Source organism: Azospirillum oryzae (assembly GCF_008364795.1).
In the GTDB taxonomy this organism is placed as follows: Bacteria; Pseudomonadota; Alphaproteobacteria; order Azospirillales; family Azospirillaceae; genus Azospirillum; species Azospirillum oryzae.
Genome location: NZ_VTTM01000005.1, coordinates 235,572 through 249,098, shown reverse-complemented (window position 1 = coordinate 249,098; position 13,527 = coordinate 235,572). Strand labels below are relative to the sequence as shown.

12 protein-coding genes are annotated in these 13,527 nt (G+C 68.3%); all 12 read right to left on the bottom strand.

Annotated elements, in window-relative coordinates; translation table 11 throughout:
* Window positions 1-20 precede the first annotated feature (20 nt).
* Window positions 21-767, bottom strand: a complete 747-nt coding sequence (locus FZ938_RS16500) for a hypothetical protein (RefSeq protein WP_174757484.1) — start codon at window positions 765-767, stop codon at window positions 21-23.
* The gene (locus FZ938_RS16495) at window positions 764-1,177 is read right to left on the bottom strand and encodes an SET domain-containing protein (protein ID WP_149199568.1); all 414 of its coding nucleotides are present in this window, start codon (window positions 1,175-1,177) and stop codon (window positions 764-766) included. The genes FZ938_RS16500 and FZ938_RS16495 overlap by 4 nt, the downstream gene beginning before the upstream one ends.
* 32 nt (window positions 1,178-1,209) lie before the next feature.
* Complete coding sequence (locus FZ938_RS16490; RefSeq protein WP_149199567.1) at window positions 1,210-2,367, bottom strand: SDR family oxidoreductase; 1,158 nt, start codon at window positions 2,365-2,367, stop codon at window positions 1,210-1,212.
* 69 nt (window positions 2,368-2,436) lie between these two features.
* Window positions 2,437-4,110 (bottom strand): ATP-binding cassette domain-containing protein, encoded by a 1,674-nt coding sequence (locus FZ938_RS16485; protein WP_149199566.1) that lies wholly within the window; start codon window positions 4,108-4,110, stop codon window positions 2,437-2,439.
* Window positions 4,111-4,117: 7 nt separating this feature from the next.
* On the bottom strand, window positions 4,118-5,419 hold the full coding sequence (locus tag FZ938_RS16480) for an SPFH domain-containing protein (protein ID WP_149199565.1): 1,302 nt from the start codon (window positions 5,417-5,419) through the stop codon (window positions 4,118-4,120).
* 1 nt (window position 5,420) lies between these two features.
* The gene (locus tag FZ938_RS16475; protein ID WP_149199564.1) at window positions 5,421-7,133 is read right to left on the bottom strand and encodes an ATP-binding cassette domain-containing protein; all 1,713 of its coding nucleotides are present in this window, start codon (window positions 7,131-7,133) and stop codon (window positions 5,421-5,423) included.
* Between the two features lie 7 nt (window positions 7,134-7,140).
* Window positions 7,141-7,920 carry a substrate-binding periplasmic protein gene (locus tag FZ938_RS16470; protein WP_246458127.1) on the bottom strand — a complete coding sequence of 260 codons (780 nt, stop codon included), beginning with the start codon at window positions 7,918-7,920 and terminating at the stop codon, window positions 7,141-7,143.
* Window positions 7,917-8,087, bottom strand: a complete 171-nt coding sequence (locus tag FZ938_RS30590; RefSeq protein WP_169054901.1) for a hypothetical protein — start codon at window positions 8,085-8,087, stop codon at window positions 7,917-7,919. The genes FZ938_RS16470 and FZ938_RS30590 overlap by 4 nt, the downstream gene beginning before the upstream one ends.
* A 42-nt stretch (window positions 8,088-8,129) precedes the next feature.
* Complete coding sequence (locus FZ938_RS16465) at window positions 8,130-8,630, bottom strand: YcjF family protein (protein ID WP_149199563.1); 501 nt, start codon at window positions 8,628-8,630, stop codon at window positions 8,130-8,132.
* Between the two features lie 391 nt (window positions 8,631-9,021).
* Entirely contained in the window at window positions 9,022-12,300 is a 3,279-nt protein-coding gene (locus tag FZ938_RS16460; RefSeq protein ID WP_246458125.1) for a type VI secretion protein IcmF/TssM N-terminal domain-containing protein, read from the bottom strand.
* Entirely contained in the window at window positions 12,288-13,046 is a 759-nt protein-coding gene (locus tag FZ938_RS16455) for a hypothetical protein (protein ID WP_174757483.1), read from the bottom strand. Before FZ938_RS16455 ends, FZ938_RS16460 begins: the two co-directional genes overlap by 13 nt.
* Complete coding sequence (locus FZ938_RS16450) at window positions 13,043-13,525, bottom strand: hypothetical protein (RefSeq protein ID WP_149199561.1); 483 nt, start codon at window positions 13,523-13,525, stop codon at window positions 13,043-13,045. The genes FZ938_RS16455 and FZ938_RS16450 overlap by 4 nt, the downstream gene beginning before the upstream one ends.
* Window positions 13,526-13,527: the final 2 nt, after the last annotated feature.

The window sequence follows — 13,527 nt, the reverse complement described above, 5'->3', positions numbered from 1 at the left end:
GGGCGTCGGGCTATCTGGGGTCAGGCAACCTGGGTGGCGGGGAACCAGCGGCGGCCGAACGGGGTGAGGTTGTCGTCGGTCAGGCGGGCGAGGCAGAGGATCTCGACGCTGTCGGCCCAGCGCGGGTTGAGGCGGCGGAACTGGGCGACCGCCGGGCTGTCGAGCTTGGCCTCGCTGATGGCGCGGGCCTCCTCCGTCAGGCCGTAGCCCTGCCACTTCCAGTCCACCGTTCCGGTATCGGCGTCGTAGTACTGGGAGAAGCACTCGCGGCCGATATGGTCGCGCAACGCCCGATCCAGCCCGTCGAGCGTCTGGTCGGCATTGGGTGAGTGGCGGATGAACAGCATCGGCATGTAGCGGTAGGAGCGATAGCCGACGGCGCTGTAACTCCAGTACCAGAGCCGCCCCGACCGGTCGGCACGCGCCCGGTCGACCATTTCGGAAACCATGGCGCGCACCAGTCCGTTCGACCCCCAGAAGCGGCGTTCCAGGATGCAGTGGGCGGTGTGGAAAGCACCGACGGCGGTGCCGGCGATGTCGACCTCCTGGCGATAGACGGTGGCGAAGCCGACCAGTTCGCCGGTGTCCGGATCCTCCTGAAGAACGCAGTGGTCGAGGTCGCCCAGTTCCTCGTTGAAGTAATCCTCGCCGTACCCTTCGAACCAGACGCTGAGCAGGGCGAACATCACCGCCCGCCGTTCGGCCGTCAGGGCGGCGGGTTCGACGATGCTGGTCCGCAGAGGGTGATGGGACGGGCGTGGCGTCATGCCGCCCCTCCGGACAGGTAGCTGGCGGCACCGGCGTCGCGGACATCGGCGCAGATGTCCTCGTAGTTGCAGGTGATCTCCTCCCCCGCAGCGATGGCACGACGGGCGACGAACATCCGCCAGTCGCCGGGGTCGGCCCGTCCGATGGCCGGTTCGTCGTCATGGTTGAGGAAGCGGGCGTCGTCCCCCGGCAGCAGGACGCCGACCCCGTCGATCACGCAGCCGTGGAAATCGGCCAGCCGGGCGACCTGCGGGAACTCGTCCAGCAGGGCGTCGTCGGAGGCGAAGAGGCGGTCGATGCGGGCATCGAACCGCCACACCGGCGTGCCGGCCGCGACCGGCTCCTCGGCGAAGAGACCCAGCCCGTGGATCGGGCTGGCCGCGAGGCGGGTGGGGATGAGGAGCGGCATGGAGTCCCTGTTCCGGCAGGCTGGGTGGTGCGTCAGGCGGCGGCGGTGGCGGCGGAAGCCAGCGATTCGTCGAACTCGAAGCTGGCGGCGTCGTCGACGAACTGCTCCTCGATGGTCGTGCGCGGCTGCTGCAGGCAGACGCCGATGTAATCGGCGAAGCGGGGCGGCGGGGCGAAGCCTTCGGCCAGCAGGCGGCTGTTGTCGAAGGCGATGTCCTGGGCGGTGAAGCGGTGGTACTTGCGTCCGCCGGCTGCCATCGTCCGGTGCAGGATGTCGCGCTGCGGGAAGGCGAGGCGATAGGCGCGGTCGAAGGGCTTCCACCCCTCCGGACCCTTCGGGTCGAAGAAGCTGTAGGGGCGGGTGCCCTCATGGCCGTGGCTGGTGAAGGCCTCTTCGAAATCGACCCAGGTGGTCCGGCTGCCGATGCCGGCGGAGATATGGTAGAGATTGTGCTTCAGGTCGGGCTTGCGCAGCAGGTCGTGCAGACGGGCCGAAGCCCAGTCCACCGGCACGATGTCGATGAAGCCGTCGGGCGAGCAGGGCAGGATGCCGGTGCGGTCGACCAGACGGAAGAACCAGAAGATGCTGGCGCTGGGGCGGACGCCCAATTGGGTGTGGCCGACGACGATCGACGGGCGGCAGACGACGATCGGCAGGTCGGGGAAGCCGGCCGCCAGGGCACGCTCGGCCGCCGCCTTGCTGCGGGTGTATTCGACGATGTGCGGGGTGTCGTGGCCGGGGGCCGGAGCCTCCTCCACCATCTCCAGCCACGGCGTCTCGCCGCAGCAGAAAGCGGTGCCGATGTGCAGGAAACGCTGGAGATGCTTCATCCGGCGGGCACGGGCGGCGAGCGCCAGGGTGCCGTCGACGTTGATCTGCCAGACCGAATGGCGGCTGTCGAAGGAGGTGTCGGCGGCGACGTGGACGATGTGGGTCACCGCGTCCAGCCGCGGGTCGGCGCTGGTCGCCAGCGATTGCAGGTCGCCCGGCAGAATCTGGCACAGGCCGGCATAGGCCTCGGCCGTGGCGCGGTCGACGCAGCGCGCAAGGTTGGCGGCGAGCCGGGCGCGGCAGGCGGCTTCGTCGGCGCCGCGGATCAGCAGAAGGCAGTCCGCCGCGGACCCGTTCCGCACGGCGTCGAGGTAGAAGGAGCCGCCGAGGAAGCCGGTGCCGCCGGTGAGAAGGATCATGGTGTGCCTCTGTCTCGCGTCTGAAGGGATGGGGGCAGGGGGAGAACGAAGGGAGGACGGGAACCCGTCTCAGGAAGAGGCGGGAAGCAGGTCGGGGGCAGGAATGCCGCCCGGGGGAACCGTAGTGATGAGCCGGCGGATGCCGCCGCGGTCGACCTGGAGCTGGACATCGGCCGCGTCGAAGTAGGCGTCGTCGTGGGTCACCGCGATCACGGTGATGCCGCGCGCCTTCAGCCAGGGAATGATCTCGCGGTAGAACTTGCGCCGGAAATAGGGAGACTGGTCGGCCGCCCATTCGTCCAGCACCAGCACCGGCTTGCGCTCCAGCAGCGCGGCGATCAGGGCGAGGCGCTTCTTCTGGCCCTGCGACAGATCGACGGTGGTGAAGGCGCGGCCGTCGACCGCGACCTTGTCCGACATTTCCAGCAGGTCGAGAAGCTCCTCTGCATAACCGTCGTCGAGCGTCGCCGCACCATAAAGCTGGCGGGTCACATGATTGTCCGAGAAGACCACGGCGAAGCGGTCGCGGTGGGCGGCAAGGCCGTCCGGCCCCACCGGCACCCCGTCGACCGTCAGGCTGCCGCGCTGGATGGGATAGAGGCCGAGCAGCATGTGGATCAGCGTGCTCTTGCCGGCACCATTGTGGCCGGTGATGAAGACGACGCTGCCGCGCTTGATCGTCATGTCCACCGGACCGACGGTGAAGGACCCCGTGCCGTCGCGGCCGGCATGGCGGAAGGTGGCGCCCTCCAGCGCGATTGTGGCGAAGCCGTCCTCCGATCCGCTGCCGCGGCCCGTAGCCACCGCCTGCGGTGCCGCCTTCAGCTCCGCCTCAACCGCGAGGTAGGAGCGGGCGGCGGTCTCGGCGGCGATATAGGACGGGTAGGAGGCGACGATGGTGATGACAGGATAGGCGATGAAGGCGGCGGCATGGCCGGCCAGAATGACGGTCGCGATGTCGGTGTCGGTCACCGCCGGCAGCAGGAAGATGATCCCGGCCAATGCCGCGTAATAGGTCAGCTCGCTGATGGTGAAATAGTGGCTGTACTCCGCCCCGAAGCGATGGCGTTCCTTGCGCAGGTTTTCGGCGCAGGCGGTCGCATCGGCCAGCGCATTGGCGGCGCGGCGGCGGTTCAGCTTGCATTCGCGCAGGGTCTGCAGGATGTGGTCCGACCGTTCCGACAGCGCTCCTTCCGCCTCGTGGATCGTCTCCGACATCAGTTCCAGCCGGATGACGGACCGACCGATCAGGATGCCGCCGACGACCAGGAAGCAGAGCACGATCAGCACCGCCGCACCCGACAGGGTGGCGAGGTAGAGCAGGCACAGCACGATGGCGGCAACCGACTGGAAGCTGATGACCAGGGTCGGCACCGCCTGCGCCAGCAGTTGCAGCTCCGGTCCGGTCACCTGGGCGAGCCGGGAGGGACCGACCGCCATCGCGTCCGGCAGGTCTGCGGCCACCGCCCGCCGCAGCAGGTCAACGCGCAGGACAGCAAGGGCGGCCTGCATGCGCTTGGACGCCGCGTTCATCATCCAGCCCTGGGCGATCCGCCACAGGAAGGCCGACAGCAGGAAGACGATCAGCAGCCGCTGCAAGCCTTCCGGATCGTCCAGCACCAGGAGCGCGTCGTTCAACGAGGTCAGCAAGGCGAGGTTGAGCGCCGCCGCCAGCACCGCCAGCAGCATCAGCGGCTGGAGGTTGCGCAGAGCGTCGCGTCTCAGGATGCGCCAGAGATCCATCGCCGCCTCACTTCGACTGGATCATGTCGAGCAGCTTGGACGGCGACACCTTCGACAGGATCGGCGCCGAGGCTGCGGTCTTCGAGCCGTCCTTGGCTCCCTCCTTCGCCGGTTCGGGCTTGGTGGCGGGTGCGGGTGCCGCCGCAGGCGCGGACTCGCCGCCGGTGTTCAGGCTGGGCATCTGACCGATCGGGGTTTGACCCGGCGATCCTTCGCCGCTCAGGGACGGCAGCTGCGAGACCGGCGGCACGGCGGTGCTGGTGGGCACCGAGGTCAGCTTAGCGTTCGGACCGGCGGGCGGTGCGCCCGGCGTCGTGGCGGGCGTGCCGGGCAAGGGGGTGGCGTTCTGGCCGGAGGCGGCATCGAGGATCAGCGGAAGCCCGCCGCTGGCGGCGTTGCCGATCACGACGATCTTGGCGTTGGGCGAATGGGCCAGCTCCAGCGTCGCCTCGATGCCGCGCCAGCGCAGGTAGTTCTCGGTCAGGTTGGCCTGCACGGTCTCCTGGAAGGCACGGATGCCTTGGCCTTCCAACTGCTTGCGCTGGCTTTCGAACAACTCGCGCTGCAAGCGGAACTGGTATTCCTGCGCCGCCTGGTCCTGCTGGATCTTGCGTTCGATCGACGCCATGATCGCGTCGGGCAGGGTGACGTTGCGGATCAGGATGTCTTGGATCAGCAGGTAGCCGGTCTTGGTCCGCCCGTCCGGCTTCGGCACGTTCTCCGCACCGATCAGCTGGGCGTACATCACGCGGTCGGCGACCTGCTCGTAGGTTTCGGTCTGCACCCGCAGGCGGCGATGGGCATACAGCTCGTCCGCCTTGAAGCGCGACACGATCTCGCGCGAGACGGAGCCGACCTCCGGCACCAGCAGCACTTCCAGATAGCGCGGACCGACATTCTTGTGCAGGGCGGCCAGCATCTCCGCATAGGGGCGGTAGCGCACCGTGATCTCGATGCTGACGTTCAGGCCGTCGTTGGCGATGGCGGAATAGGAGCGCGTGTCCTCCTGCAGGCGCAGGTCATAGATCTCGATCTTGTCCCAGGGGAAGATGACATGCACGCCCTCGGGCAGGGCCGGCGCCATCTGGGTGCCCTGGTGGAAGCGCTTCCACAGCACGCCGCCATGGCCGGCGGGGATGAAGACGACGATGGACGGGGCGAAATAGAGGAAGATCAGGATCCCGACCAGCAGCGTGCACAGCAGGGACCGGCGGTGTTCGTCGTACCAGTGGGCCAGCAGCGCGCGCAGGCGCGACTTCGGCTTCGGCAGCGCATCGGCGTCGTCGATGGTGAAGGCCTGGTCAGCCATGTCACGCGGTCTCCTGCAAGCAAGCCATGGCGGCGGTGGACGCGACCATGGCGGCCGGCATGTCCATGCGACCGTTGGTCATTCGGCCATTGTTCATGTGGATGGTGACGTCGCAGACCGACGACACGTCGCCGTCGTGCGACACGAAGATCACGGTGCGGCCGAGCGACCGCAGCTTGCCGATGATCTCGTTGGTGAAGCGGGTGCGGAACTCGGCGTCCTGATCGGAGGTCCATTCATCGAGGATGACGACCGGCCGCCCTTCGGCCACCGCGACCGCCAGCGCGACGCGCCGGCGCTGCCCCTTCGACAGGTCGCGGTTCAGCAGCCCGTCGCCTGTGTTCGGAACCAGATGGTCGATCTTCAGATAGGCCAGCATCTCGCGGAACAGGTCGGCGTCGAAGCCGGGGCCCTGCGGCAGCCGGGTGAACAGGTGGTGGTCCTGGAACACGGCGCAGAACAGGTCGCGGTAGGCTTCCAGCCGGTCGGTCTCCACCGGCTGCCCGTCGAGCAGCACCTGACCCTCGTCGGGACGGAACAGCAGCGGGATGACGCGCAGCAGGGTGGATTTCCCCGACCCGTTGGAGCCGACGATGCCGACCACGCTGCCGGCCGGGATGGTCAGGTCGACCGGACCGATCACGAAGGGTTCCGGCCGTAACCCGGCGCGGTAGGCGAAGCTGACGCCGCGCAGCTCGATGCTGGAAAAACGGCGTGGGGCGCGGGCGGTGCGCGACGGCTCGTATTCCAGTGCCGGCATGGTGGCGAGCAGCGCCGTCAGCTGTGCCGCCGCATCCTCCGCCGCCACATAGTCGGGAACGGCGTTGAGGAACTTCGACAGCGGACGGGCCAGGAACAGGATGACCGAGGTGACCAGCGGCAACTCGGACGCCGACATCGCGCCCATGCGCGGGAAGATGAAGACGAAGACCGCCGAGAAGCCGATGATGATGGTCGCAATCCAGGAGAACAGCTCGCCCAGATTGCGGCCGTGGCGGCGTTTCAGCTCTTCCCAGCGGGCGACGTCGGCCTCGACCGCCTGGGTGATTTCGTCGCGGCGCGCCTTGCCCAGCTTGATCTCGGCGTTGCCGCCGACCATCTCGGAGAAGCCCTGGAGCATCCGGATTTCGGATTCCTTGGCCTCACCCAGCAAGGCACGGGTTCGGTGCGCCTCGCGTACGTACCACCCGCCCACCAGCAGCGCCGCGACCAGGAGCAGCGTGGCGCCCACGGTCGACAGCGTCCACAGGAAGAGGTAGGCGACCGCCGCCACCAGCATCATGTTGGCGGCAATCGACAGGTTGGGCAGCAGCGCTGCGATGCGTTCTAGGTGGTTGTTGCCCATGTCGAAGGATCGGCGGGCCTGCAGATCCAGAACATCAGCATGGCCACCCAGCGTGACATGGCGCAGGAACCGCCGCCGCACCCCGGCCAGTGCGCTGAAGGCGGTGGTCAGTGTCAGGGCGACGAAGCGCTTGCTGAAGGCATAGGCGACCAGCAGCGACAGGCAGAAGACCAGGAAGGGAGTATCCAGCACCTCGCCGCGCATCCAGCCGCTCAGTTCAGCGCTGAGGCTCATCAGGCTGATGAGGTTGGCGGTGGCGGCGACGCAGCCGGTGAGAACCAGCCGGGTCAGAATGCTGCGGTCGGCGAGGCCGATCAGCGGCAGCAGATAGGACGGCGGCCGGCTGGGGGGAGGAGTGCGCTTGCCCATCGCCCGGTCACTCCGCCAGCCAGTTGTCGAGGATGCGGGCGATGGTGCCGTTGTCGCGCAGCTTGACGAAGGCGGCCTGCAGTCGCTCCGCCTTTTCCTTACGTGCCTTCGGAAGCGCGATGTAGCGGGGGATCAGGCCGACGGGCTTGGTCAGCACGCGCACGTCCTTCAGCCGGCCGTCCTGCTTGGCCATGTGGTTCAGCACATGCAGATCGCCGATGATGACATCGACCCGGCCCAGGATGAGGCGGCGGAAATTGACCACGTTGCTGCTGGAGGCGAGCTTGTCCAGATAGGTCGCGGCGTCGAAATCGGGCGCGTAGGAGAAGCCGTCGACCACACCGATCCGATAGGGGGTGAGATCCTCCAGCCGGTCGAACGTGATCGGCGAATCCTTGCGCACCATGAACACCGTGGTGCCGGTGCGGAACGGCCCGATCATATTGTATTGCGCGAAGCGGGCGGGCGACGCAATGAACTGGAAGCCGATGTCGGCGGTGTTCTCGTCCATCGACTGCACCACCTCCGACCAGGACAGCGGGCGGTGGACCGGGGTGACGCTCAGTTCCTTCAGCAGCGCGTTGACGATCTCGGTGTCGATGCCGGTGCGATTGCCATTGAAGGAGTAGTTGTAGGGCGGGAAATGGTCTTCCGACGCCACTGTCCAATATTCCGCGTTTGCCGGAAAGGACATGGCAAGCAGAACCAGCAGGCTCAGCAGCAATGCCGGAAACAGCGGCCGGCGTGGCGGTGCCGTGAGATGGGTGAGGGTCATGACGGCGGTCACGCCTTCGCCTGCTTCTTGCGACGGGAGGTCAGCAGGATCATGACGAGGAGGGCGCCGGGCGGCGTCAGAACCACCGCCAGAAAGGCATAAAGCAGGAAGCCGCCGCGGCGGCCGATCCCCAGGAACCCGACCAGCAGGCAGAGACCGATATAGATCAGCTCGAACACGGCGATGCTTCCCTCTTTACCCGACGTTCCGTCGTTCAGGCCTTAGCCGGCCTTCTGGACCGGCTGCTCGTCCATCTGCGGTGCGGCGGCCGGAGCGTCGGCGGCCTCACCCTTGGCGGTCTCGAACTCCTTGCGGAAATACTCGCGCATTGCTTCGACATCGAAGTCCAGCAGGGTGCCGCCGGTTTCGAAGTGCTGGGCGAAGACACGGCCGAGCGCCTGGGTGGCGGCCAGCGACAGGGCCGGCATCACCGCCGCGCCGAGCACGGTGCCGATGAAGGGAACGGCCTTGACGGCGGAGCCCAGGACACTGGAACTGAGAGCCCCCGGCATGACGCCGCCCAGCAGCGCGCCGACGATGGCGCGGGTCCGCTCCTGCGCGAACTCGACCTCGTACAGCTTGGCGAGCTTGTGGACCAGGTTGAGCTGTGCCGCGCTGACGGCGGCGACGTCGGCGCCCGGCACCGGGATCAGCCCGAAGGCGCCGGAGGCGTAGCTGTGATACTTGATCAGGTCCTGGGCACGCTTCTTACGGTCTACCATGATCCGAAGCCTTTCTCGGGTCGGGGAATGTTGATCGGAGGTGGATATTCCGATGCGCAACACACGTTTCCATGCATTTCGCATCGCCGAGCCGAGCTTCCTGAGGGAAAGCAGCAGCCTATCGTCAATTGCGGATGCAGCGATTGACAAACAAATGGCGTTTGCTGCTCAGGGGCAGCGAAGAAATTAGCAAATCATAATTAGATCGGTTTCTGGCAGGAGCTTTAATCCTGTCAGAGTGGCGTTAGCTAACTTACTGATACGTTTTTATTAATTAAAATCGTATTAAGTCGCAATCAGGGGTGTCGGGGTTTTTATAGGATATTGGATCGTCTTGTTGCGGCTTGTGACGAAAATCATCATCAGTTTTTCTTGTGATCACTGCATTGCACTACCTGGAAGGGAAACGGGACGGCAGATCGAGTGCCTTGGCCGACAGGGACGCGCGCGATCCGACGGCAATCGACGCGGTCATGAACAGGATCGTGTCGCGTGCCGGTTCGCCGCCGATGGTCTGGGTCGGCAAGGCGATGCGCAGCAGGACGCCGTCACCGGTGACCGATGAGGGAGCCGACCGGCTTCTCAACAGGCGGAGCAGCGCCCATGGGCCGCGCTCCACCAGGGTCAGCGTGTCGCCCGTGGCGGCCTCGGCCTCGCTCGCCATGGCGCTTTTCGGCCGGTAGGGCGAACCGGAGGCCCAGCGGAAGCTGATCTGCAGCGGCTGACCGGCCTTCCAGACCAACGGTTCGGAACCGGTGGAGGCGCCGACCGCACCGGTCCCGGAACGGACCGACCAATCGATGATATGCTCCGCCCCAAGCTCCTGTGCCCGGTTGGTGCCGTAGGTGAAACGGACCCTTACCGGTGCATTGCGTACGACCGTGTCGAGCAGCGGCCGTGCCGCTTCCATCTTCTCCAGGAAAGCGGCGAGTTCGGGCGTCGCCGTCCTCGTGATTGCGGGCCGGTTCTCGTCAAGCTGCTCGAAGAAGCGGCGAACCTCCTTGGGATCGGCATCGGGCGCGCCGCGGGCGAGGTCAGGGCGGACGAAGGGGAAGCGGCCCGCCAGGGACTGGGCGAAGATTGCATCAAGCGTCGTCACCGCCGCGCCCGTCTCCGGGGCCGAAACTCCGGCGGACGGGGTCGGCAAGGGGGGCAATGGCATCGGTTGTGGCGGCAGCCGGGCCGGTGGCGGGGCTGTGTACGACGCAGGCGCCGGATCGGCGGCAACTGGTTGTTCGGGCATGGGGGAAGCCACCGCCTGAGCTTTCGGTGCGGGTCGGGGCTCGACGGCCGGTGCGGCCGAGACGGGCTCCACGGGTTTGCTTTCGGGAGCGGCGGATTTGGCCGGCGCCGGTTCGTCCGGAGCTTTGCCGGCCAAGGTTGTGGCCATTTGTGCTGGCAGTGCGGCGACGGCCGGGTTCAAGGTCAGTGCTCCTGCCTCCCCGCTTGCGAGCAGGCGGCCGACCGGCACGGCGTCGAGCGCCAGCAAGGCGGCACGGGTCGATGTGGCGGCGGTCGACAGCGCTTCCGTGATGCGCTCGGTGGTGTCGCGGCCGGGCAGGTCGGCGATCGCCGCCTTCTGAAGCGCCAGCTTCACGGCATCCGGCAACCCGCGCGCGGGGTCCCGCAACGCGGCGGCGATCGGCCAGCCGGCGGCCTCGGCGACCGCATCGACCAGCCGGCGGACGTCTGCGACATCCTCTCCGGTCGGCGCCTCGGGAAGATCCTGCAGACGCTTGGCCAGCGCCTGCGCGCGAAGGCCCAAGGGGTTGCGGGTATAGAGTTCCTCGGCGAGCGGAGTGGCGAGTTGCACCGACTCCGCCCGCAAGGCGACCGCGATGGTCCTGGCATCCAGGTTGGGAAGATCGGCACCGGCGGCGATACGCGTGATGAAACCGTCGGTCGCCGTCACCGGCGGGCGGGGGACGGCACCATAGACGCTTTCCGCCAGCGCGATCAGTTCGTCGAACCCGCTGTTGCGGCGGAAGCGGTCGTAACGCTCCAGCGCGTCGCGCCGGCCGCCGATGCGGTCCAACTGCGCAGCCAGCCGGCGGAAGGCCGGCAGTTCCTCGACTCTGCGGGGATTGGCGACGGGAGGCAGGTCGGTCAGGGCGGAACTGGGCAGCAGCGCGTCGCGGATCGGCCGCAGCACCGCGCGGCGCAGTGTGACCGAGGCGAGCCGCCGCTTGTCCTCGTCGAAGCCGCTGAACAGCGAGGTTGGCAGCAGCGGCGTGGCGAGCCGGTCGCGCTCCATCGCGGCGGTGGCGGCGATCACGCGGGTCACCAAGGCAGCGTCGGCAACGGCGTCGCGCGACAGCAGCGCCCGCCGCAGATCGGAGACCGGGGCCGCAACGGCGGGGCTGCCGGCCGAGACGGTGGCGAAGCCCTGCCACGCCGCGAGCGACAGGACCGTGGCGGATGCGGCCAGCGTGGCCTGTGCGATCCGGCGCCGGCGGTGGCCTTTCAGGAACGCGGCCTCGGACGGACGGCCATAGCCGGGTTCTGCGAAGGCCCGGCCGGGCAGCAGGTCACGGGCAAAGGCCGGGCGGCGACCACCCGTCGCAGTCGCACAGGCACCCGTCAGGGCGATGCCGCGCAGCGGAAAGGGTTCGGCGGTCTCATCCCCTCCCAACGCACCATCGAGGAACAGCGCCAACGGGTGCCGCAGCGTTTCCAGGGACGAGGCAAGCAGTGGCAGGCGCATGCCGGCGGTTCCGGCGGCAAGGGCGTCCGCCTCCAGCAGTGCCAGATCCGACCGGATGGCGTCGAACGCCTCGCCCACCCGGGCGGGTTCGAAAGGCAGCAGCCAGTCCTGTTGGCTGGTCCACCCCAGCGTGCTGTCCAGCAGGGCGGCGGGAACTGCGGCGCAGAGGTCGGCGAAGCCGTCGAGGGCCTCCGCGCGCACCACTACCACATGCACCGGGCAGACCATGCCGAGGTCGTCGCGGATCGCCCGCAGCCGGGCGCGCAGGGCCTCCGCCCGCTTGGCCAATGCCTTGCGCGGCACCTCGCGTTCGGTGGCGGCGCACAGTTCGTCGGCGCCGACCATAAGCAGGATGCCGTCCAGCGGCCGGCGCATCGGCCGCTTGGCCATCGCCGCGACCAGCGACGGCCAGGAGGCGTCGAGCTTGGAGCCGTCGGCCGAATCGGCTCCTGCATGCAGGATCGCCGCCCCTTCGCAGAACCACCAGCAGCCATCCCCGGCGCTGCCATCCTCCGGCCAGTTGACATGGGTCGGGTCGGTGGCGAGCAGCGCCGGACCGCCGACGCCGAAGGCAAGGAACCAGGGAATGTCGCCGCGCCGCAGGGGACCACGCATCTGCCGGGTCAGAATGTCCAGGCCTTCTCCGTAGATGCGGGCCAGTGGAGGCTTGCCGGCGGCGGCTTTCGACGGAGGCGGCGCTTCCGCTCTCACATGCAGGGGCGACGAAGTCATGGCCTTGCGCGCCGCCGCCCTTTTGCGGGCAGGCGCCTTGGCGGCGGGCTTGCGGCCGCGGCGCAGTCGGGCGCGCAGCTTGGGCCAGACCGTCCGGGCCGCCCGGAAGAGAATGTAGGCTGGAAGTGCCGCCAGCGCGTAGGGCAGAAAGGCGAAGACGAAGGACAGGGCCCAGCCGATTGCCGAGCCGATGGTGGAGAGCAGGAACTCCAGCGTCAGGATCAGTAGGACCATGACAGCCCCATATCCTCGACCGCAGACCGGGCGCCGCGCAGGTCACGCTGGAGATCGTTCACCGCGGTGGACCACAGCAGATGCGATACCAGCAGGAACAGTGCCGTCACGCCGCCGGCCGCCATCCACCAGCGCCGTGCCGACGGACGGAAGGTGCCGAGCACGGCACCCGCCGGCGGATCATAGGCGCGCGGGCTGGCAAGGCCGGCGTGGGTCGGCTCGGTTCCACCTTCCTTGCGGGTGACGATCCGGTGCAGCGGGGAACGTCGCGCCGCCGCCTGGGCGTCGTCGGGGAAGCCCAGAGCCAGCGTTGCAAGATAGACGGTGGCAAGTCCGCGGTCGGCCTTGGTGCCCTGGCGGATCAGGTCGTCGGCCTGGACGAACAGGGTTTGCAATGTGGCGTTCGCGCCGAACAGGCGGCCGGCTACGACGGCATCGGCAGGCTTCACCTGGGACAACGCCCGGTCGGCCAGCATCGCCATCGCGAAGACCGCCTTCACCACCATGCCGTGGGCGGCGGGACCCTGGGCGGTCGCCGCGCCGCTCATGCCGTGGAGCGTCGCGACCAGCCGTTCGGCCACCGACCCGGCGGGGGCCTGCTCCTGAGCGCAGCCGGCCAGCAGGTCGGTGTGGAAGGCGCGGAACAGGGTCAGGACACCCGGACCGGTTCCGCGCATCGCTTCCTGCGGGACAGCCGGAGCGTGACCGGGCGAGGGGGCCGGGGAGGGGGCGGGCCGGACGGTCACGGTGCGGTGTCCTTCGGCAGCGGAGCCACGGTGAAGCCGTCATGACCCAGGCGGATGTCCAGGGCGCTCGCGCCATCCAGCGACTGGCGGTGGACGCCCGGCGTGCCGTAGCGGGCGAAGACGATGGTTGCGGACGGAGTCGCGACGAAGGGCGGCAGGCTGCGCAGGATCACGCTCTGGCCGGGCACCATCTCCCACGACGCGATGGCGATCCGCCCGGCGGCCTCACCGTTCAGGGCGGCCCGATCGCGAAACCAGCCTGCAGCGTCGAGCGAACCGAGCCGGCGCGCCAGCGCGCCGTCGGCCACCCGTACCACGTCGACGGCCACCGGATGGCGGTTGTTGGCGTCGGGGTCGGCCTCGATGCGCAGAATGGGGGCGGAGTTGCCGCTCGCGCCGCCGTCAACGTCGGGACGAGCGGACCTGTCCGCGGCACAGCTGGCAAGGAGCAGGGCGATCGTCAGGGCCAGACGCTTCACGG

Bases quoted from the DNA above. Each gene is read 5' to 3' on its own strand.
- FZ938_RS16500 (WP_174757484.1), bottom strand. From the start codon at position 767: ATGACGCCACGCCCGTCCCATCACCCTCTGCGGACCAGCATCGTCGAA.
- FZ938_RS16495 (WP_149199568.1), bottom strand. From the start codon at position 1,177: ATGCCGCTCCTCATCCCCACCCGCCTCGCGGCCAGCCCGATCCACGGG.
- FZ938_RS16490 (WP_149199567.1), bottom strand. From the start codon at position 2,367: ATGATCCTTCTCACCGGCGGCACCGGCTTCCTCGGCGGCTCCTTCTAC.
- FZ938_RS16485 (WP_149199566.1), bottom strand. From the start codon at position 4,110: ATGGATCTCTGGCGCATCCTGAGACGCGACGCTCTGCGCAACCTCCAG.
- FZ938_RS16480 (WP_149199565.1), bottom strand. From the start codon at position 5,419: ATGGCTGACCAGGCCTTCACCATCGACGACGCCGATGCGCTGCCGAAG.
- FZ938_RS16475 (WP_149199564.1), bottom strand. From the start codon at position 7,133: ATGGGCAAGCGCACTCCTCCCCCCAGCCGGCCGCCGTCCTATCTGCTG.
- FZ938_RS16465 (WP_149199563.1), bottom strand. From the start codon at position 8,630: ATGGTAGACCGTAAGAAGCGTGCCCAGGACCTGATCAAGTATCACAGC.
- FZ938_RS16460 (WP_246458125.1), bottom strand. From the start codon at position 12,300: ATGGTCCTACTGATCCTGACGCTGGAGTTCCTGCTCTCCACCATCGGC.